This is a genomic window from Flavobacterium circumlabens, from assembly GCF_004345565.1.
Taxonomy (GTDB): domain Bacteria; phylum Bacteroidota; class Bacteroidia; order Flavobacteriales; family Flavobacteriaceae; genus Flavobacterium; species Flavobacterium circumlabens.
In genome coordinates this window covers 109,379-130,434 of sequence record NZ_SLWA01000013.1, presented here as the reverse complement: position 1 = coordinate 130,434, position 21,056 = coordinate 109,379, and the positions used below count along the sequence as shown (strand labels likewise).

Genomic DNA, 21,056 nt, shown 5'->3' with positions numbered 1-21,056 from the left:
GAGTTTCTTGCTAAGATTTCTCCTTCGTCGAAATGACAAACCAGAAGACAAAATAAATTACTGTAAGGTTTGGAAATCTTGCAGGAAAAAACAAAACGCCCTTTTTTACCCCCAAAGGCCTAGCCCCGATAGAAACGAAAATCCTTTTGTCAGCCGTGGCGGACAAAAGATTGTAGTGGATAGCGGGAAATAGCTCCTAAAAAATCTATTAAATAATAAACTAATGAGGATAAAATTCCTTTCGCCCCGCCGAACAGGCCGTCCCTCGAAATGATTAAAAAAATGAAAAAAATAATACTTACTGCTTTAATCGCTTTTGGTTTTAGCAATTTACACGCTCAGGAAGAAACAAAAAGTCCGTTTACATTTTCAGGATATGCAGACGTTTATTATAGTTATGATTTTGCAAAACCTGAAGATCATACACGCCCCGGCTTTTTTTACAATTATAATAAAAGCAATGAAGTGAACCTGAATCTGGGTTTGGCAAAAGTGAATTACAGCAAGGATAATGTTCGTGGAAATTTTGCCTTAATGGCCGGAACGTATGCCGAATACAACATGACTGCCGAGCAGGGTTTATTGAAAAATGTATACGAGGCCAATGTGGGCGTAAAGATTTCGCAAAGTCATAATCTATGGATTGATGCGGGAATTATGCCGGCGCACATCGGTTTTGAAAGTGCGATTGGAAAAGACTGCCAGACTTTAACTCGAAGCATTTTGGCTGAAAACTCTCCGTATTACGAAACGGGAGTTAAAATTGGCTATACTTCTGAATCCGGAGCATGGTACCTGGCCGGAATGTATTTAAACGGCTGGCAGCGCACCCAGAAAGTAGAAGGCAACCATACGCCTGCTTTTGGAACACAGCTTACCTACAAACCATCTGACAGAGTGGTTTTGAACTGGAGTACTTATGTGGGAAATGAACAGCCGGATATTGACAAAAAATGGCGTTATTTTAATAACTTTTACGGGCAGTTTAAAGTAACGGATAAAACAAATATAACGGCTGGTTTTGATGTCGGTTCGCAGCAAGCGGCTAAAAGCAGTAACAAGTACGACACCTGGTTTTCGCCTGTTTTGATTCTGCAATACAAACCAACGGATAAGATTCAGCTTGCGGCACGTGGCGAATATTACAGTGATGAAAAAGGTGTAATTATCGCAACTGAAACGCCAAACGGTTTTAAAACGTACGGATTTTCAGCTAACTTTGATTACTTAGTGACTGATAATGTAATGTTTAGAATAGAAGCCAGAAATCTTTCGAGTAAGGATGAAATATTTACAAAAGACAATCTTCCAACGGATACGAATACGTTTGTAACGACTTCGCTGGCAATTTCTTTCTAGCTTTAAGCTATAGGCTTTAGGCAGTAGACTTTTGAAAGTTCTATTGCTTAAAGCTTACGTCTTACAGCGTAAAGCAAAAAAAATGGAAAAAGAAAATAACGCACAGCACTTTCTCGATTTAATTCAGAAATCACGGAAGGGAAAGTTCAAAGTCTACATTGGAATGAGTGCCGGTGTTGGGAAAACGTATCGCATGCTGCAGGAAGCACATTCGTTGCTGAAGAACGGGATTGATGTGAAAATTGGTTATATCGAAACGCACCTTCGAAAGGAAACCCATGAGTTATTGTTTGGTCTGCCGGTGATTCCGAGGCGAACTATTTTCTATAAAGGAAAAGAACTCGAAGAACTCGATGTACAGGCGATTATCAACCTTAGGCCAGAAGTGGTCATTGTAGATGAATTGGCGCATACGAATGTGGAAGGAAGCAAAAATGAAAAACGCTGGCAGGACGTTTTAGAGATTCTGGAAGCTGGAATCAATGTAATTTCGGCCGTTAATATTCAGCATATTGAGAGTTTAAACGAAGATGTAAAACGCATAACAGGCATTGATGTTCAGGAAAGAATTCCGGATAATGTTTTGCGAATTGCCGATGAAGTCGTTAATATTGATTTGACTGCAGAGGATTTGATTGCCCGTCTGAAAGAAGGTAAAATTTATACGCCCGATAAAATTCAGACTGCTTTAACCAACTTTTTTAAATCGGAACAAATCCTGCAATTGCGTGAATTGGCTTTGAAGGAAGTTGCCAGTCAGGTAGTCCGGAAAGTAGAAAGTGAAGTACCGCAGCTACAGGCTCTGAAACATGAAAAACTATTGGCCTGTATTAGCAGTAACGACAAAACAGCTAAAATTGTAATTCGGAAAGCGGCGCGTCTGGCGAGTTATTACAACGGAAGCTGGTATGTGATGTATGTGGAAACTCCGAAAGAAAGCAGTATCAAAATCGCTTTAGACAAACAGCGTCATTTGATTAATAATTTTAAACTGGCCACACAATTAGGCGCAGAAGTCCTTAAAAAAGAACATAAAAATATTGCTGACGCTATTCTGATGATGGTGGAAGAAAAACATATTACAACTGTTTGCATCGGAAAACCACATTTGAATTTATTTAAAGTAATTTTGTCAACAACGATTTTCAGACGTTTATTAAACAGACTGTCTTTATCGAATGTTGACCTTGTTATTTTGTCCTGAGAAATTAAACCATATAAGTTATATAAGTTCATTTAATAGAGTACGTAAATTTTAAGCAAAGTTTACTTGTATTTTTGTTCGCAAAATCAGAAGACGCAAAGTTTTTTTCTTTACAACTTTGATGCTTTACCTTAACTATGCGCCACCAAACTTATATTTTCTTATATTACTTACATGGTTCAAAAAAATATTATCCTGAGAATTAAACCATATTAGTTATATAAGTTCATTTAATAGAGTACGTGAATTTTAAGCAAAGTTTGCTTAAAAATTTTGTTCGCAAAACCACACTTATATTTCCTTATATTACTTACATGGTTCAAAATAAAATGTTTTAAAACAAACATCATGAGAATTAAAACCAAATTGAATCTGGGTGTTGGATTGTTATTTTTAATGATCATCATACTCTCTTTAGTAAGTGCTTATTCTGTTTTTTTGATAAAAGCAGACACGGAGAATATTCTGAAAGCCAATTATAATACGCTTGAATATTCCAGAAATATGCTTTTGTCGTTAGATGAAATTAGTACTGATGCGGATCATGCGATTATTACTTTTAAAGAAAATCTTCACAAACAAACGCAGAATATCACGGAGTACGGAGAGAAAAAAGTAACCGATAACCTGAAGGGAAGTTTTGCTCTTTTAGAAAAAAACAATCTCGATGAAGCTGCCAAAACACAGATCAGGAGAGACATTTTTGAGATCATGAAACTCAATATGAATGCCATAAAACAAAAAAGTGATATTGCGAAACATACCGCCGAAAATGCCAATTTACTGATTGCCGTTGTGGGTACTTTATGCTTTTTGATTGCCTTTAACTTACTGATCAATCTACCGAATAATATCGCGAACCCGATTAAAGAACTTACGCTGAGTATTAAGGAAATTGCTAATAAAAACTATTCAGAGCGTGTGCATTTTACCAATCATAACGAATATGGTGATCTGGCCAAATCGTTTAATACCATGGCGCAAAAACTTCAGGAATACAACAACAGTAATTTATACAAACTTTTCTTTGAGAAAAAACGACTGGAGACGCTTATCAATAATATGCATGATCCTATTATTGGTTTAGATCATGAAGGCCTGATTTTGTTTGCTAATGATGAAGCGCTGAAAATTATCGGACTGAAAGCTGAGGATGTAATTTCAAAACCTGCCCCTTCCCTCGCTTTATCGAATGACCTGGTACGTTCTTTACTTTTCAAAGAAGCGAATGACAATTCGAAAAAACAGCCTTTGAAAATTTTTGCCAATGGAAAAGAAAGCTATTTTGATAAAGAAAAAATCAATATTACCATAACGCCAACAGGCGAGGAAAAAGAAATCAATATTGGTGATGTTATTATTCTTAGAAATATTACGTCTTTTAAAGAACTTGATTTTGCAAAAACTAATTTTATAGCGACAGTCTCCCATGAATTAAAAACCCCTATTGCCTCTATAAAACTAAGTTTGCAATTACTTCAAAATACCAAAACAGGTAGCATGAATGAAGATCAGAATCAATTGGTGGAAAGCATTAAAGAAGACAGTCAGCGCTTATTGAAAATAACCGGCGAATTACTCAATCTCTCCCAATTAGAAACGGGAAATATTCAACTGAATATCGAAAAAAGCAATCCGTACAACATTGTAAATTATGCAACAGAAGCTGTAAAAGTACAGGCGGATCAAAAGCAAATAAAATTGATTATTGATGCCAATGAAAGTTTACCGGATGTAAAAGCGGACAGTGAAAAAACGGGATGGGTTCTGATTAATTATTTATCAAATGCCATTACGTATTCCTCCGAAAAAAGTACTATTATCATTAGATTGAAAAACGAAAACAATCAAATCTTATTTCAGGTTATCGATACCGGAAAAGGAATTGATGCGCGATACAAAGACAAGGTTTTCGATAAATATTTTCAGATTCCGGGAAGCCAGAAATCAGGAACGGGGTTAGGGCTGGCGATCAGCAAAGAATTCATCGAAGCCCAAAACGGAACCATTGGCGTAGAAAGCAATTTAGGATTGGGAAGTACCTTTTGGTTTGCACTAAACGTATGAAAATCAAGCAGGAGTTAACATTTGCTTAAGGTTGAATTAAGCCAGAAATAGTGGGGCAAATCCTTCGTTATTTTGCTGTATATAACGAGAACCAATTATGATTTACAAAACGATTTCCCTAGTATTTCTATTCAGCATTTTTTCTGCAACAGCACAAAAAACCGATTCTATTGCGGCAATTGACAGCACTGTGGCGCATCATATTAAATTCAATTATAAGCAGCTGATTATTCCGGGTGCATTAATTGGTTACGGTGTAATTGGTCTGGAAAGTGATCAGCTTTTAAATTTTAATTCGCAGATCAAAAAAGAAGTTACAGAAGATATTGACGAGAAAATTACCATTGATGATTTCTCCCAGTATGCGCCCGCAGCCTCTGTTTTTGCGTTGAATGCTTTTGGCGTAAAAGGGAAAAATACGATGCGCGACCGATCTGTAATTTTTGTGACTTCCTATGTTATTATGGCTTCTACTGTTTTGGGTCTAAAGTCGATTGTACATGAAGAAAGGCCTGACGGAAGTTCTAATAATTCTTTTCCGTCCGGACATACCGCCACTGCTTTTGCGGGAGCTGAATTTTTATGGCAGGAATACAAAGACAAATCTATTTGGTACGGAATTGCAGGTTATGCCGTAGCAACAGGAACGGGATTATTCCGGATTTACAACAACCGCCATTGGTTAACCGATGTTGCAGCCGGAGCCGGAATCGGAATTTTGAGCACCAAAATTGCGTATTGGATGAATCCGTATATTACCAAAAAACTATTTAAATCCTCTTCTGAAGGCCATTCAACTTCTATGATTGCTCCTTTCTATAATGGCCAGCAATACGGATTGAGTTTTGTAAAAGTTTTTTAAAGATTCAGTTCCATAATGGGCATAAACCTGTTTTTTATTGAAGTTTCAAATTCCCCAATTTTTTTAAATCCAATTTTCCCGTAGAACTTTTCAGCGTTTGGCTCTGAATCGAGAATGATTTTTTGGCATTTTTCAATTCTCATTCTTTCCAGGAAATCATTCATTAGATAAGTTCCAAATCCTTTTCCGATATATTCCGGTAATATAAATAAGTTATCCAGTTTCACCTGCTGATTTTCTTGTCGGATATAAGAATAATAACCAACAATTTCGTCTTTATCGATTAATTTGAAAACAGGATTATTTTCAATATACAGCATAGTAACCGTTAAATTATTACTCCAGCTCAGAATTTGCTCGTCAGAATATCCCCAATAGGCTTTTGACTTTTTTGTAATTTCCGTTAAACGGATGTTGTCTTCCGGTATGGCTTTTTCAATATTCATTGGATTTCACTATGATTTTTATTAGCTGCCACTCAGTGTATTATTCCTGATTTCCATAACTTCCCGTTTCACCTCCAGCAGCAGATCTTTCATACTCTGGGTTTCTGTTATTTCATGGCGTTTATCGCTGCGGCCGATATTGCACTCGTATTCCCAAATTTCCAGAATATCCGAAGCTTTCACTTCATAATTCGGATAAAAACGATTGTCGGATTCTAATACCAATGCATTCTTTTTGTTTTTGTTCAGACGTTTGTACACCATGCCTTCGTTTTTGGTAATCAGGATATATGTTTTTCCGTCGAGCACCTCTCCCAGCCTTTCTACGTAACGGCCAATGATGATACTTCCATCTTCGTGTGGCGGCATCGAATCTCCTTCTACCGGAAATCCACGGTGTTTTCCAGGTCCTAAAAACGGAAGGGAAACTTGCTGCAGACTCTCGATATATTCCGGATCGGCATATCCGTTTAGGTAACCCGCTTTTGCTTTTTGAGACACAATTTCGATATAATTCTCCCCAAAACTATCGACTTGTATGGGTAAAATAAGTCGGTTGCCTTCTAATTTTATAAGGTTTTCTATATTGATTTTACGGATGTCGACAGACAATAATAAGTCAATACTCATATGAAAATATAAAGCAATCTGCTTTAAAATATCATAAGGTGCTTCGGAGGTTCCATCTTCGTATTTAACGTATCTTCCTCTGGTAATTCTAAGGTTTTCAGCTAATTTCTCCTGAGATATTTTATGCTTAACCCTCAATGCTCTGATGTTATCTGAAAATAGGGACATAATTTAATTTGTTATAATTTGGAACAACAAATATAATCATTTTTGTTACAACCTGCGCTAATTTTGTCACTTACAAAAACAAAAAAATGACACGGGCAATTGTACACATGGATTTGGATACCTTTTTCGTATCCTGTGAAAGGTTAACCAACTCACAATTAGAAGGGATTCCCCTGATAATTGGTGGTGGTGATCGTGGCGTTGTAGCCTCTTGTTCCTATGAAGCCCGCGTTTTTGGAGTTCGCTCTGCCATGCCTATCCATATGGCCATGAAATTATGTCCTGATGCTAAAATCATCAAAGGCGATATGGAATTATATTCGCAATTATCACATGATGTTACGCAGGTTCTACAGGAAAAAGCACCGATACTGGAAAAAGCCAGCATCGATGAATTCTATCTGGATATTACCGGAATGGACAAATTTCACGGAAGTTATAAATGGACAAACGAGCTCGCACAATCGGTAATTAAAGAAACCGGACTTCCGATTAGTTTTTCTTTATCCATCAATAAAACGGTTTCTAAAATAGCCACCGGAGAAGGCAAACCAATAGGGAATCTCGAAATTCCGGAACAGGACGTACAGGCATTTTTAAATCCGCTTTCCATTCAGAAAATACCGATGGTTGGAAATGTGACTTTTCAGCTTTTATCCCGAATCGGAATCCGTACGATCCAAACCCTATCAGAAATGCCTGCCGAAGTGCTGCAGCAGATGATTGGCAAAAACGGTCTGGATATCTGGAAAAAAGCCAACGGAATTGATCATACGCCTGTAGAACCTTATTCGGAAAGAAAATCTATTTCTACCGAACATACTTTTTCTCAGGATACCATCGATATCATCATGCTAAGATCGATATTGGTGGGTATGGTAGAAAAACTCGCTTTTCAGCTGCGATCAGAAGAATGGCTCACCTCAACCATTACCGTTAAAATACGTTACGCCAATTTTGACACCGAAACCAAACAATGCAAAATTGCTTATACCTCAGCCGATCATATTCTAAATAAAAATGTAAACGATTTATTTGATAAACTCTACCAGCGACGCATGCGTATCCGTCTGATCGGTATTCGCTTCAGCGGACTGGTTCGCGGCACGTATCAGATTGATCTTTTCGAAGATACGCAGGAAATGCTGTCGCTTTATGCCGCAATGGATAAAATGAAAAACAGATACGGTTTCGATGCCGTCATGCGTTGCGCCGGAGCTTCTTTTAAACCAAATAACAAAAACGAAATTTTAAAACGTATCAAATAAATCATGTATCTCAACTGTCATTCTTTTCATTCCCTCCGCTACGGCACGATTTCTCTTGATAAACTTATCGGGCAGGCTGTTTCGTGCGGTGTAAAAGCAATGGCCCTGACGGATATTAATACGGTAACAGGAATCTATGATTTTATAAAAGCCTGTGATGTAGCAGGAATAAAACCATTGGTGGGAATCGAATTCCGCTTCGATCATCAATTTAGATATATTGGGCTTGCCAAAAATGCTGAAGGACTGGGCGAAATGAACCGTTTTTTAACGGAACATAATTTCAGTGGAAAGCCTTTGCCTGTAATCGCTCCCGAATTTGAATCGGTTTTTGTGATTTATACTTTAGAAAATGCTCCTGAAATGCTGCGTGAAAATGAATTTATCGGCATTCGTCCGGATGAAATTTCCAAGCTTTTTACTTTAGAATTTAAAAGTAAAATTTCTAAAATGGTGATGCTTCAATCGGTCACTTTCACAAACAAAAGAGAATTTAATCTACACAAAATCCTTCGGGCCATTGATACCAATATTATTTTATCAAAACTGACAGCTAATGATTATTGCAAAACTTCTGAGAAAATGCTGCCCTTGGAAGCCCTTTTGCCGTATTATGAAAACTATCCTGAAATTATAGCCAATACCGGGCACATCATTGCTTCCTGTAATTTTCAATATGATTTTAAATCTAAAAAAAACAAGAAGTTTTTTACTGAAAACCGTCAGAGTGATATTGCCTTATTAACAGAATTGGCACGAAAAGGATTGTTGTGGCGTTATGGAAAAGAGCATGCTCAGGCAAAAGCACGCATCGAAAAAGAACTAAAAGTAATTGACGAATTGGAATTCAGCGGGTACTTTTTAATTACCTGGGATATTATACAATACAGCAATAGTCAGGGATTCATGCACATTGGCCGTGGCAGCGGTGCCAATAGTATCATTGCCTATTGTTTGGGGATTACGGATATCTGTCCCATTGAACTGGATTTGTATTTTGAACGCTTTTTGAATTTAAACCGAAAAAGTCCACCCGATTTTGATATCGACTGGAGCTGGAAAGAGCGCAATACAATTTTAGAATATGTCTTTACTAAATATGGCCGGGATCATGTGGCTTTTTGCGGAACGAATGTCGAATTTAAACACCGTTCTATTTTTAGGGAAGTCGGAAAAGTTTTTGGTCTTCCTAAAGAAGAGCTGGACATGCTGGCCAAAAATCCGATGGCCTTACACGAAACCAATTCTATCGTAAAACTGGTTCAGGAATACAGTATGATGATGGGTAAATACCCGAATCAGCGTAGTATGCATGCTTGTGGAATCATAATTTCTGAAGAACCAATTACCAATTACACGCCGTTGGAAATGCCTCCAAAAGGGTTTCCTATTGTCCTTTTTGATATGCATATTGCTGAAGAAATTGGTTTTGATAAATTCGATATTTTAAGTCAGCGTGGCATTGGGCATATTGACGACAGTGTGAAATTGATTGAGAAAAACAGGGGTATTAAACTTAATATTCGGGACACTTCGATTTCTAAAGACGAAGCGGTTTGTAATGTTTATTTGGCACAAGGCAGGACCATTGGCTGTTTTTATATCGAAAGTCCGGCCATGCGCGGGTTATTACGCCGGCTTAATTGTGACAATTATAAAATTCTGGTGGCGGCTTCTTCTATCATCCGTCCCGGCGTGGCGCAATCGGGAATGATGAAAGAGTATATTTTTCGTCATAACAATCCGGATCAGTTTCAATATTTTCATGATGTCTTCAAGGAACATCTGGGCGAAACGTATGGTATTATGGTGTATCAGGAAGATGTGATTAAAATTGCCCAGCATTACGGAGGGCTTCCGGCCGCCGATGGTGATATTCTGCGTCGCGCCATGTCGGGGAAAGGGCGTTCTAAAGAGGCACTTCAAAAAGTTAAAGATAATTTCTTTGCTTCATGTGCTCAAAAAGGACATCCGTTAGGACTTAGTCAGGAAATTTACCGCCAGATCGAATCGTTTGCCGGATTTTCATTTTGCAAAGCACACTCGGCTTCATATGCTGTGGAGAGTTATCAGAGTTTATATCTGAAGATTAATTACCCTGTGGAATTTATGACAGCGGTAATCAATAATCAGGGTGGTTTTTACAGAACCGAAGTGTATGTGCACGAAGCGCGAATGTCCGGCGGTACGATTCTTAATCCATGTGTAAACAAAAGCGAATATCAAACCACCGTATATGGTACCTGTATTTATCTCGGTTTTATGCACCTGCAGCGTTTAGAATCGAAAACCGCTCATTTAATCGAATCAGAACGGGAGAAAAATGGTGATTTTCTTTCTTTGGAGGATTTCATTAATCGTATTCCGATTGGGATTGAAAGCATGAAAATTTTGATTTTTATAGACGCTTTTCGTTTTACAGGAAAAACTAAAAATCAACTTTTAGTTATTGCGAGTTTACTTTTAAATAATTTCAAACCTGAAAACAGAAGTCTGATGCTGCTACAGGAACCCGTTAAGGAATATAAACTCCCAACTTTGGAACGTTCTGTATTTGAAGATGCTTTTGATGAAATTGAACTTTTAAGTTTTCCTGTTTCCTGTACCGTTTTTGACCTTTTGCAAACCAGGCATCGCGGCGACGTTATGGCAAAAGATTTAGTCGCCCATCATAAAAAACAAGTTCGTATGCTGGCCTATCTGATTTCGAGAAAACAAGTTCCAACCAAAAAAGGAAACATGTATTTCGGAACCTGGATCGATCATGAAGGTACTTATTTTGATACGGCACATTTTCCTGATTGCCTGGTGCAGTATCCTTTTCAGGGCGGAGGCTGTTATTTGCTTTTAGGAACTGTGGAAGTCGATTATCACTTTCCGACAATCACTATTACCAAGATGTCTAAAATGCCTTTTATTCCTGATCCACGGTATATGGATGCTAAAGATCAGTATAAAACACAGCGGTTAATCAGGGAAGATGTTAGCCCTACGCATCGGGAACCTTATCCGCAGGGACACGAAATTAATCTGCCCAGACATCGAATGAAATTTTAGAACAGAGCTATATACTTAAAAAAATACATTATGACACTCTTTAATGATACCGAATTATTTACTTCAGGTCGTAGCGGAAAAACCGTATTTGAACTGCCTGACACCGAATTGATCCTGATTGACAATTTCTTTACCAAAGAAGAATCTGATCATTATTATGAAAAACTGCTTCACCAAACCAAATGGAGAGGATACGAGATGGAAATTTTTGACAAAACCGTTACGGCTCCCAGAATGATCGCCTGGTACGAAGACAAAGATAATCCCGGAGCCGATCTGAATGGTCCCGACTGGACTTATGAACTCCTGACCATCAGAAGCCGCGTAGAAAAAGAAACACAACTGGATTTTAACAGCCTGCTGCTTAATTTATATCGAAACGGAAGTGATAGTGTGGCCTGGCATAGCGATAAAGAGCACAATTCGGGCACAAACCCCATTATAGCATCTGTTACTTTTGGAGAAACAAGAATGTTCCGACTGCGACATAAGTTCAGAAAAGACATTGGTCAGGTTGAAATTCCGCTGCATCATGGTTCTTTTTTATTGATGTCAGGAACTACAAATAGTTTCTGGCAGCATCATGTTCCCAAAACAGCCAAAAAAGTATTGCCGAGAATCAATCTGACCTTCAGAAGGACGAACAGAAAAGCAGAATAAGGTAAAAAACACCTTTTAATTCAAATAATAAAATGAGTTTTCCGTCAGAAAAGAATCTCAAAATCAGCTTTCTAAAATAAAATACAGCCTTCTTGCACATTTTATTAGGCAGCACTTATCTTTTTTAGTATTTTTCAAACTTTTTTCCAATATATTCCACCCCAAATGGCAAAATTAAACAATGATTTAACCCGTTTTTTAGAGGCACAAAACAAACTCTATCTTACAGCTCTTACTGAACTAAAAAGAGGAAAAAAAGAAACCCACTGGATGTGGTTTATTTTTCCTCAGATAAAAGGATTAGGAAGAAGTGAAATGTCCGTATTATATTCCATCGACAATCTTCAGCAGAGTGAGGAATTTCTCTCACATCCGGTTCTTGGAAAACATCTTATTGAAGTTTCTAAAGTACTGCTGGACTTTAAAATGAAATCGGCTGAGGCTATTCTTGGCGATTTAGATGCCCGAAAACTGCATTCCTGCATGACTCTTTTTACCTTAACAAACAATACCGATCCTGTTTTTCAGGAAGTATTGGATGCTTTTTTCTCCGGTAAATTTGATATGCTTACTTTGTCTATTATCAATGAAATGATACATCCGGCCTTGCAGCAAGAAGCTTAAAATATCTAAACAAAAAATTATAAAAAAAGGAAGTTACTCATAAAGTAACTTCCTTTTTTTTCTCCCGCAGATTTTGCAGATTGAGCAAATCTATTCTTTCTGAATCTTAAATATGTACCGTACAAAAAAACAAAAGACTTTGAACCTTTGCCTCTTTGTGCCTTTGCCCCTTACTCCTTAGGCTTCGTCAGATAATAAACCGGAATTCCGGCCAGCATAATTAGAACGCCCCAGCCACAAGTGGAGAATTTTGTAAATAATAACGAAATACAAATTGCGGCAGCGATTATAATGTATAACATTGGTAAATACGGGTAACCAAAAGCTTTATAAGGTCTTTCTGCATCCGGCATTTTTTTACGTAAAATAAAGATTCCGTAGATCGTCAGGATGTAAAAAATCAAAACGATGATAATAACGAAGTCTAATAAATCTCCGTATTTTCCTGTCAGGCACAAAGCCGAAGCCCATACACATTGCGCCCAAAGCGCCCATGCAGGAACACTCGATTCGTTTAAAACAGCCGCTTTTTTGAAAAACAAACCATCTTTTGCCATTGTATAATAAACTCTCGCACCAGCCATAATTAATCCGTTGTTGCAGGCAAAAGTCGAAATCATAATCATAATCGCAATAATCAATGTTCCGATATCTCCAAAAATATAATCTGAAGCTACAACAGCTACACGATCCGATTTTGCAGTTGCAATTTCGTTAAGCGGAATCACAGCCAGATACATCAAATTCGTTAGTACATAAATAACGGTTACAATAAAAGTTCCAAGAAACAAACTGAAACCGACGTTACGTTTTGGATTCTTAATTTCTCCGGCAATAAAAGTAACCCCATTCCAGGCATCACTTGAGAATAAAGACCCTACCATTGCAGCTGAAATTCCGGTGATCAAAGCAGTTCCGCTAATCGGAAGCCAGGAACCAGTTTCAACATTGTAGGAACGTGTGGTCCAGGCATCTGCCCAGTTCGCATCCCAAACTGAAGCTTTTGCAGCAAGTGTTAATCCAAAAACGATTAAGCCTAACAATGATAAAATTTTGATAATGGTTAGAACGGTCTGCAGGATCTTTCCGTTTTTAACGCCACGACTATTAATGTATGTTAATAAAACAATCGTAAAAATCGAGACAATCTGAGCTGCATTAAGCTTAAAAGCTCCCAATTCAAATAGTATATTTTCGTCGCTCAAAGGCTCATAAAGATAAGCTGCAAACTTCGAGAACGCCACACCAACGGCAGCAATTGTTCCGGTCTGGATTACAGCGAAGAAACTCCAGCCGTACAAAAAAGCAATTAATTTGTTATAAGCCTCTTTCAGGTACACATATTGTCCACCAGCTTTTGGAAACATGGCGCTCAATTCGCCATAACTCACCGCGGCGATAATTGTAATCAATCCTGAAATAAGCCATATTAAAGTCAGCCATCCGGCAGAGCCTACCTGTCTGGCGATATCAGCACTTACGATAAAAATTCCGGAGCCGATCATCGAACCTACCACAAGCATGGTTCCGTCTAATAATCCGAGTTCTCTCTTAAAATGTTCCTGGTTGTCTTCCTGCATTATTTTGTATTTTTTGGTTGGTTAAAGATATACTTTTTTCTCAAATTCCAAATCGTGAAACTCCAAATTCCAATAGCTATAAGGTTAAATTCGAAATTCCAAACGCGATAAGGATCATTGTCCTAAAAAATAATTCGTATTTTCGTTTTGCAACTTAAAGACAAAATAGCATGACCTGGGATTCGAAAAAATACAACGAATTTAAAGAAGACCGATATAAACTCTCTGAGGCCTCACAAGCTATATAGTTGACAAACCAAATCTAAAAGTTATTGACTTGGGCTAAGGCGGCAGGGAAATGACCAAAACTGATCCGTATTTTCCAGTCCTCCTCTCTATTTATGCTTTTAAAAGACTGATTATGTACGCCATTTTTTAATGGAATAAATATTCTTTATTAAAGCTATTTTTCTGTAAATTCGTACAATTCAAATAACCCACCAAAACATTATAATCAGTAAAACATGAAGAAAATAGTACTATTGTTAGTGGCTCTTTGCAACTTAACATTTGTAATAGCACAAGATATCACCGGCCAGTGGAACGGAATTTTAAAAGTGCCGGGAGCGCAGCTAGCTGTTGTTTTTAACATCAGCAATAAGGATGATGTGTTTACCGCTACAATGGATAGTCCTGATCAGAAGGCATTCGGGATTCCTACTACTTCAACCAGCTTTGAAAATTCGACTCTAAAAGTTGCATTATCAAACCTTCGAATTGAATACGAGGGTATTTTAGGAAAAGACAATATTATTACAGGAACTTTTAAACAAGGAGGCCAGGCTTTTCCGCTGAATTTATCCAGAGAAAAAATTGAAAAAGAAAAACTGGTACGACCTCAGGAGCCTTTAAAACCGTTCCCTTATTATACTGAAGAGGTCAATTTTGAGAATAAAACCGCCGGAATAAGTTTAGCAGGCACTTTGACATTGCCTAAAAAAGAAGGTGTTTTTCCTGTTGTTATCTTAATCAGTGGAAGCGGTCCGCAAAATAGAGATGAAGAACTACTGGGACACAAACCTTTTCTGGTACTGTCTGATTATTTAACTAAAAATGGCATTGCCGTTTTACGCTTTGATGACAGAGGGACTGCTGCCTCTAAAGGGGATTTTAAATCGGGAACTTCTTTGGATTTTTCTACAGATGTTGAGGCCGGAGTTCAATTTTTACTCTCAAGAAAAGAAATAGACAAAAAGAAAATAGGATTAGTGGGGCATAGCGAAGGAGGATTAATTGCGCCAATTGTTGCAGGTAAGTCTAAGAATATTGCTTTTATCGTATTACTCGCCGGACCAGGAATAGAAGGAGATCAACTCCTTTTATTGCAACAGGAACTGATTGCAAAAGCAAAAGGAAGCAGTGATTCAGCTATTCAAAAAACAAAAGAAATGAATCAGAAGGCTTTTCAAATTGTAAATAAATACAAAGATCCGCAGGAATTAAAAACTCAAATAACAAATTACATCACTGAAATATCGAAAAATGATCCGGACAAACCTGAAAATGTAACGCTGGAAGAGTATGTTAATTTACAAGTAGCTAAAATAACAAATCCATGGATGACTTATTTTTTAAGATATAATCCGGAACCGGTGTTAGAAAAAGTGAAGTGCCCTGTTTTAGCCCTAAACGGGGAGAAAGATTTACAAGTTCCTCCTAAAGAAAATCTGGAAGCAATTAAAAAAGCGTTAACAAAAGGCGGAAATAAAAATATAACCATAAAGGAGATTCCAAATTTAAATCATTTATTTCAGGAATGTAAATCGGGATCTCCTGAGGAATATTCAAAAATTGAACAAACCTTTTCTCCAATTGCAATGAACGAAATTCTGCAATGGATTAAAGTTCAAACAAAGTAACTTAAAATTAAGACAAATAAACTGCAATTTAATAGCTGCAGTTTATTTGGTTCTGACTTCACTACATAATGATAACGCAACATGAACAAATAATCAACAAAATTGCACAAGATAAAATAGCTCAGCTTCCTGAAAATGAAAATAAAAAAACAATAATCTCCTTACTTTGGATTTTTAAAGTGACAGATACGGAAAGAAGAAATACAGAATGCAAAAATGGTTGTGGCCATTTTTGGCATGAATTCGAATAGACATAAAAAACAATCTCAAAAACAGATTCTATTCAAAATAGATTGTTAAACAAAAAAGATGTTTTATTTTTTCTTTAGATTATTTATAATTTTTCTTTGTTTCATATTATTTATTTTTGAACTTAAAAAATAGAACACAAAGCTTTAATTATCAACATTTTAGTAACAAAAAATAATTTAACAAGAAAAAATAGACCATTTGTAAAAACATACCTTTTTTTTGTTAAATTTGATATAAGTGTTCATAATCTTAAAAAAAGAAAGTTTTCATTAACAACTGTTCACTTTTTAGACAGTAAAAAAACAGTTATCCTCAAAAGCTGATTTTTACAGAAATACACGTTACAAGTAAGCAAGCAGTCTATCAGACCTGAGAAACCATTACTAACCTACAAATCTGAAATCATGTCTAAGAGTCCGTTTTTTAGAAGCATACGTTTCCCCAATGTTTTCATTCTTCTGCTAATTGTATTTATTTCCTGCGCGCTGTTAATTTGTATCAATTTTTTTACCATCAAAATATTATCTGCCAACAGAGCTTATGTAAATGGAGAATCACATTACTCCAAAGGGCAAAAAGATGCTTCAAGGCATCTTATTACGTATCTCTACACTCAGGAACCGGAACAATGGAAATTGTATAATGAAGAATTAAAAGTTCCTCAGGGAGATGGCATTGCCCGAAAAACACTCCTCAAAGCAGGCGACAATAAAATGGCACGGAGCGGTTTTTTAACAGGCCGAAATCATCAGGATGACATTAACGATCTTGTTTGGCTATTTGTAAATTTTAAAGAGATTCCTTTTTTAGCAAAAGCCATTCATGAATGGGAACAAGGTGATAAATTAATTGATGAATTATTTATCACGGGAACACAAATCGATGCAAAAATCAAACGCAATATCTTAACAACTTATGATCAGCAAAAATACTTACGACAAATAAGCCATATAAGCGACAAACTCACCATAAACGAACGTAACTTTTCAAATACACTTGGAGAAGGAACAAGGAAAATAAAAACACTCTTAACTATTACGAACATCTTTTTTATCCTGATTATCATCTGCAGCGTAAGTTGGTACTATTCGATAATGGTAAAAAGACTCGTTACTTCTAAAAAAGAAATCGAAGTAAAAAATGAAAATCTGTTACTGGCCAATCACGAGCTTGATCGCTTTGTTTATAGTGCATCACATGATTTGAGATCTCCGATAACTTCATTGCAGGGACTTATTGAGATCACACAATTAGAAGACAATGTGGATCAGATCAGGAACTATTTAAAGCTAATGCACCAAAGCCTTGTCAGGCAGGATCAGTTTATTAGCGACATTATTGATTATTCTAAAAACAAACGCAAACAAATAATTATTGAACCGGTAAGTCTTCGGGAGTTATTTGATGAAGCCATTTCCCAATTGATACACATTGAAAACGCCAACCGAATCGAAATTAAAAAAGAGATATTGATCGATCGTATTCAAAGCGATAATTTGCGCTTAAAAATTATCATTTCAAATTTACTTTCAAACGCAATAAAATATGCGGATAACAGTAAAGAGGAAATGTTTATCTCGATTAAAACTTATATTTCAGATGGTTTTAATCAAATTGAAATATCGGATAACGGAATTGGAATTAAAGAAGAATTCAAAGAACATATTTTTGAAATGTACTTTGGAACCAACAAAAATAAAGGTTCGGGATTAGGTCTTTATATTGTAAAAGAAGCCGTCGAAAATATAAGGGGAAATATTTACGTCTCCTCAGAAAATAGTGTTGGAAGTAAATTTATTGTAACGATACCAAACTTGTATGGAACTTAAACCAGTATTTTTATTAATCGAAGATAATCTGATCGATCAGCTTGTTATTAAGCAATTATTAACAAAGATGCTTGATGTAACAGAAACAGAAGTAAACATTACAAATAATGGCGTGGAAGCCCTGCAATGGCTTTCTACACATCAAAATCTGCAGCAGCTGATTATTTTATTAGACATTCAGATGCCTGTCATGAATGGTTTTGAATTTTTGAATGCTTACGATAAGCTAAATAATGAATTTAAAAAGGTAATTCAAATTTATGTACTTTCCTCGACTTTGGATCAGGATGAAATACAAAAAATAAATGAAAATAATTATGTTACAGGATTTTTAAACAAACCGCTCCCTATTGAAGAGTTAAAAAAAACGATTTATCTAAATACATAACGTACTAAATTATTGCAAAACACGATTTACCTGCGAAAAATTTCTTCCGTAATAAGCTTCTTTAGTCGAAGAAATCATAACTCCGCCATGAGTTGAAGAGTGCACAAATTTGATTTCTCCATCGGCTACTTCTACCACCATACCAACGTGGTTAATATGATGTCTCCCATTTGTTTTAAAGAAAATCAAATCTCCTTTTTGTGCTTCCTCGGCACTGACTTTCATTCCAATTCGCGATTGTTCAATAGAACTTCTGGGCAGCCTGATATCAAAATTACTAAAGGTGCAAATCATTAATCCCGAACAGTCAAAACCTGCTTTAGTAGTACCTCCTGATCGATATCTTGTTCCTATATTTCCGGTTGCACTTTCAATCAGTCGATCAATTAAATACGAATGGTTTTCTACTCTAATAACCGTAGAGGAATCCCTTACAACAGTTGAATTTTCAGCGATCTGCTCCGGAGTTAATGTTGGATCTTTTATTTCAAAGGTTTCTTTTAAAGCCTGTATGGCATCTGCTTTTTCTTTAGAAGTACGTATCGTAAGCACATAACCAACCTTTAATTTTTTCTTTATGACAGGGTTTTGTTTTTCTAATTCCGCCACAGATATTCCGAATTCCTTTGCAATGGAATATTTGGTTTCTTTAGGCTGTACTTCCCTTGATACTTCAACATCTTCTGTTTTGGGGCTCTTTTCAAAAGGATTTTCCTGGTCTGCAATTACATTTGATGGAATATTAATCTGCTGTCCAATTTTCAAACCTTCTGATTCTAAAAGCGGATTTGCTTTTTTTAAGTCTTCTACCGAAACATTATATTTTTTTGAAATTCCCCAGAGTGTTTCTTTTGCCTGAACTTCGTGGGATCCGGGAGTTACAATTGGAGCCGCATTCGCAGCAACAGCTGTAGTTTTGGTAATAAGTGATTTATTCTTATTCGGGATTAGTAAAACCGAATTTAATTTTAAAATCTTTGGAGCATCAGGATTAGCTGTCTGAATGTCTTTCGCTTTTACGCCGTATTTTTTAGCAATTACAGTAAGATTTTCTCCTTTTGATATCTTGTGCTTTATAAAATTTTCCTGAGAAAAAACGCCAACACTGAAAAAAAACAATACTATAATTAATCTAAAAACCATACCTATTAAAGTTTAATGAATACTTTTTTAAGTTAAGACAACAATTTAAGCTCAAAAAAGCAAATATATTACCTAAAAAGCGAATTTAACTTTTTAAACTAAAAGATACACGTTTTTTAACAACTAATTTACCTCCAATTAACCGCTTCGGCATAAAAATTGAGCCAACACTTTGAAAATATGCTTTTTATAAATAATTGCCATTTTTCGACCAAAATCAACTTTAAACCGCAAACTGTGTGAAAAAATTACTTTTACTATTTGTTTTTTGCCCGCTGTTATCAATTGCTCAGAACATAAATGGCACTACGATTTCTCAAAAAACCAATCTTCCTGTGGAAAACACCAATGTATTTGCACTATCAAGCAAAGTCGGAACCACAAGCGATGAAAAGGGTCAATTCTCCTTAAAACTTCTGCCACAATTTAAAGATGATGAAATACTGGAATTCTCCCATATTGGATTTACCAGCTTAAAAATACGCTTAGAAGATCTAAAAAAAAGAAAGTTTATCGTTTTACTTTCAGAAGAAATTGAGGATTTATCCGGATTAACAATTAACGCTAACCACGATTTGAAGTTAAAATCAAAATTGAGTTTTAGTACATTAGCTCCTTTAAAATACCCTCTTTTCTCCTTTGGGTCATTTTTAAAGGACGGTAAGATCTATGTTATTGGCGGAGATGGATCTCGAGAATCTGATGCATGGAAAAAACTCACCAGAGAAAAAGCAGACCCCACCTTAAAAGACCTTCAGGACGAATTGCGACAAAATTCAACATTTCTATTTTATAAAGGAGATTTTTCTACTTATAATATAAAGGCTGATAGTTGGGAAACGTTACCTGTAAAATTCACGAAAAGAGCGTATCACAATATCCATTTGTATGACAATTCAATTTATGTATTAGGCGGAAAAAGAATTTCCGTGAATGGAAAGTTTGAGTATTTACAAGATCAAATTGAAGTTTTAGACCTTAATAACAAAACTATTAAGACAGATAATACAAATCCGCATCAGGCCGCCAATTTTGCTTCCTTTAATTACAAGGATAATATTATTGTAATAGGCGGTTCTGTAAAATCGACTGAAAATGGTAAAAAAGATTTCACGAGTAAGGTTCATTTGTACAACATTACTTCCGGATATTGGTATGAACTTGATTCTATGCCAACAGCGAAAGAAACTACAGGAATTTTAATAGATGATAAAATTTATCTCATTGGTGGAGATGATGGAAAACCTGTATCTAAAATTGAAACTTATAATTTACTAAAACAAAAATGGCAAACCGAAAGCGAATTGTTTTCGGGATTAGAAAGACCCGCCATTACGTATCACGATAATATAATTTACTTTTTTGAGGATCTAAATATGTATGTTTACGATCTAAAAACAAAACAATTAAAAGAATATGCAATTGAATTACCTCTGAAATATTCTGCGATGTATTATTACAACAATAAATTGTATATTTTAGGAGGACGCACTGACAAAAACTATTCTAAAATCCCTTCTTCAAAAGTATATAGCATTGATCTAAATGAATTTGAAATTACAAAACCTGCAAAATCAAAAATTTTATTTCACGAAGTAAATCAGGCTAAAGGTATTGAATAGCTTTTAGTAAAAAAATAGCTGTTTAAATCCCAATATTT

At 36.1% G+C, this 21,056-nt stretch carries 17 protein-coding genes; 13 read left to right on the top strand and 4 right to left on the bottom strand.

The features are described 5' to 3' along the window. The first annotated feature begins 282 nt into the window (after positions 1-282). From EV142_RS22885 to EV142_RS22870, 4 genes are all read left to right on the top strand, one after another. Complete coding sequence (locus tag EV142_RS22885; RefSeq protein WP_132038215.1) at positions 283-1,359, top strand: porin; 1,077 nt, start codon at positions 283-285, stop codon at positions 1,357-1,359. A gap of 82 nt (positions 1,360-1,441) precedes the next feature. After that, positions 1,442-2,563, top strand: coding sequence for a sensor protein KdpD (locus EV142_RS22880; RefSeq protein ID WP_132038214.1), 1,122 nt, complete (start codon positions 1,442-1,444; stop codon positions 2,561-2,563). 348 nt (positions 2,564-2,911) lie between these two features. Further along, a complete protein-coding gene (locus EV142_RS22875) occupies positions 2,912-4,630 on the top strand; it encodes a sensor histidine kinase (protein ID WP_132038213.1) in 1,719 nt (572 codons plus the stop codon). Between the two features lie 97 nt (positions 4,631-4,727). Continuing rightward, entirely contained in the window at positions 4,728-5,492 is a 765-nt protein-coding gene (locus EV142_RS22870) for a phosphatase PAP2 family protein (RefSeq protein ID WP_132038212.1), read from the top strand. Here EV142_RS22870 and EV142_RS22865 read toward each other — a convergent pair. Both EV142_RS22865 and EV142_RS22860 read right to left on the bottom strand, forming a co-directional pair. Continuing rightward, complete coding sequence (locus EV142_RS22865) at positions 5,489-5,938, bottom strand: GNAT family N-acetyltransferase (RefSeq protein WP_132038211.1); 450 nt, start codon at positions 5,936-5,938, stop codon at positions 5,489-5,491. The two genes, EV142_RS22870 and EV142_RS22865, sit on opposite strands and share 4 nt — an antisense overlap. A gap of 21 nt (positions 5,939-5,959) precedes the next feature. Then, a complete protein-coding gene (locus tag EV142_RS22860; protein WP_132038210.1) occupies positions 5,960-6,736 on the bottom strand; it encodes an XRE family transcriptional regulator in 777 nt (258 codons plus the stop codon). Between the two features lie 86 nt (positions 6,737-6,822). Here EV142_RS22860 and dinB point away from each other — a divergent pair, with 86 nt between their 5' ends. The 4 genes from dinB (at position 6,823) to EV142_RS22840 (ending at position 12,345) form a co-directional block, all read left to right on the top strand. After that, positions 6,823-8,004 carry a DNA polymerase IV gene (gene dinB / locus EV142_RS22855; protein ID WP_132038209.1) on the top strand — a complete coding sequence of 394 codons (1,182 nt, stop codon included), beginning with the start codon at positions 6,823-6,825 and terminating at the stop codon, positions 8,002-8,004. A 3-nt stretch (positions 8,005-8,007) separates the two neighbouring features. After that, entirely contained in the window at positions 8,008-11,061 is a 3,054-nt protein-coding gene (locus EV142_RS22850) for a DNA polymerase III subunit alpha (protein ID WP_132038208.1), read from the top strand. Between the two features lie 30 nt (positions 11,062-11,091). After that, positions 11,092-11,721 (top strand): alpha-ketoglutarate-dependent dioxygenase AlkB family protein, encoded by a 630-nt coding sequence (locus EV142_RS22845; protein ID WP_132038207.1) that lies wholly within the window; start codon positions 11,092-11,094, stop codon positions 11,719-11,721. Between the two features lie 165 nt (positions 11,722-11,886). Then, positions 11,887-12,345 carry a DUF1810 domain-containing protein gene (locus tag EV142_RS22840; RefSeq protein ID WP_132038206.1) on the top strand — a complete coding sequence of 153 codons (459 nt, stop codon included), beginning with the start codon at positions 11,887-11,889 and terminating at the stop codon, positions 12,343-12,345. Between the two features lie 170 nt (positions 12,346-12,515). Here EV142_RS22840 and EV142_RS22835 read toward each other — a convergent pair whose 3' ends face one another. Continuing rightward, the gene (locus EV142_RS22835) at positions 12,516-13,925 is read right to left on the bottom strand and encodes an APC family permease (RefSeq protein ID WP_132038205.1); all 1,410 of its coding nucleotides are present in this window, start codon (positions 13,923-13,925) and stop codon (positions 12,516-12,518) included. A gap of 464 nt (positions 13,926-14,389) precedes the next feature. On the opposite strand from EV142_RS22835, the gene EV142_RS22830 reads away from it, so the two are divergent. The 4 genes from EV142_RS22830 (at position 14,390) to EV142_RS22820 (ending at position 18,253) form a co-directional block, all read left to right on the top strand. Next, complete coding sequence (locus EV142_RS22830) at positions 14,390-15,784, top strand: alpha/beta hydrolase family protein (RefSeq protein ID WP_132038204.1); 1,395 nt, start codon at positions 14,390-14,392, stop codon at positions 15,782-15,784. Between the two features lie 68 nt (positions 15,785-15,852). Continuing rightward, positions 15,853-16,035 carry a DUF5958 family protein gene (locus EV142_RS24745; protein WP_171570991.1) on the top strand — a complete coding sequence of 61 codons (183 nt, stop codon included), beginning with the start codon at positions 15,853-15,855 and terminating at the stop codon, positions 16,033-16,035. Between the two features lie 405 nt (positions 16,036-16,440). Beyond that, complete coding sequence (locus tag EV142_RS22825; RefSeq protein ID WP_132038203.1) at positions 16,441-17,865, top strand: sensor histidine kinase; 1,425 nt, start codon at positions 16,441-16,443, stop codon at positions 17,863-17,865. Continuing rightward, positions 17,855-18,253, top strand: coding sequence for a response regulator (locus tag EV142_RS22820; protein WP_132038202.1), 399 nt, complete (start codon positions 17,855-17,857; stop codon positions 18,251-18,253). The genes EV142_RS22825 and EV142_RS22820 overlap by 11 nt, the downstream gene beginning before the upstream one ends. Before the next feature lie 9 nt (positions 18,254-18,262). On the opposite strand, the gene EV142_RS22815 is transcribed toward EV142_RS22820, so the two are convergent. Then, positions 18,263-19,396 carry a C40 family peptidase gene (locus EV142_RS22815; protein ID WP_132038201.1) on the bottom strand — a complete coding sequence of 378 codons (1,134 nt, stop codon included), beginning with the start codon at positions 19,394-19,396 and terminating at the stop codon, positions 18,263-18,265. A 239-nt stretch (positions 19,397-19,635) separates the two neighbouring features. Here EV142_RS22815 and EV142_RS22810 point away from each other — a divergent pair, with 239 nt between their 5' ends. Then, positions 19,636-21,018: a Kelch repeat-containing protein gene (locus tag EV142_RS22810; RefSeq protein ID WP_132038200.1), complete on the top strand. Its 1,383-nt coding sequence runs from the start codon at positions 19,636-19,638 to the stop codon at positions 21,016-21,018. The last annotated feature ends 38 nt before the right edge of the window (positions 21,019-21,056 follow it).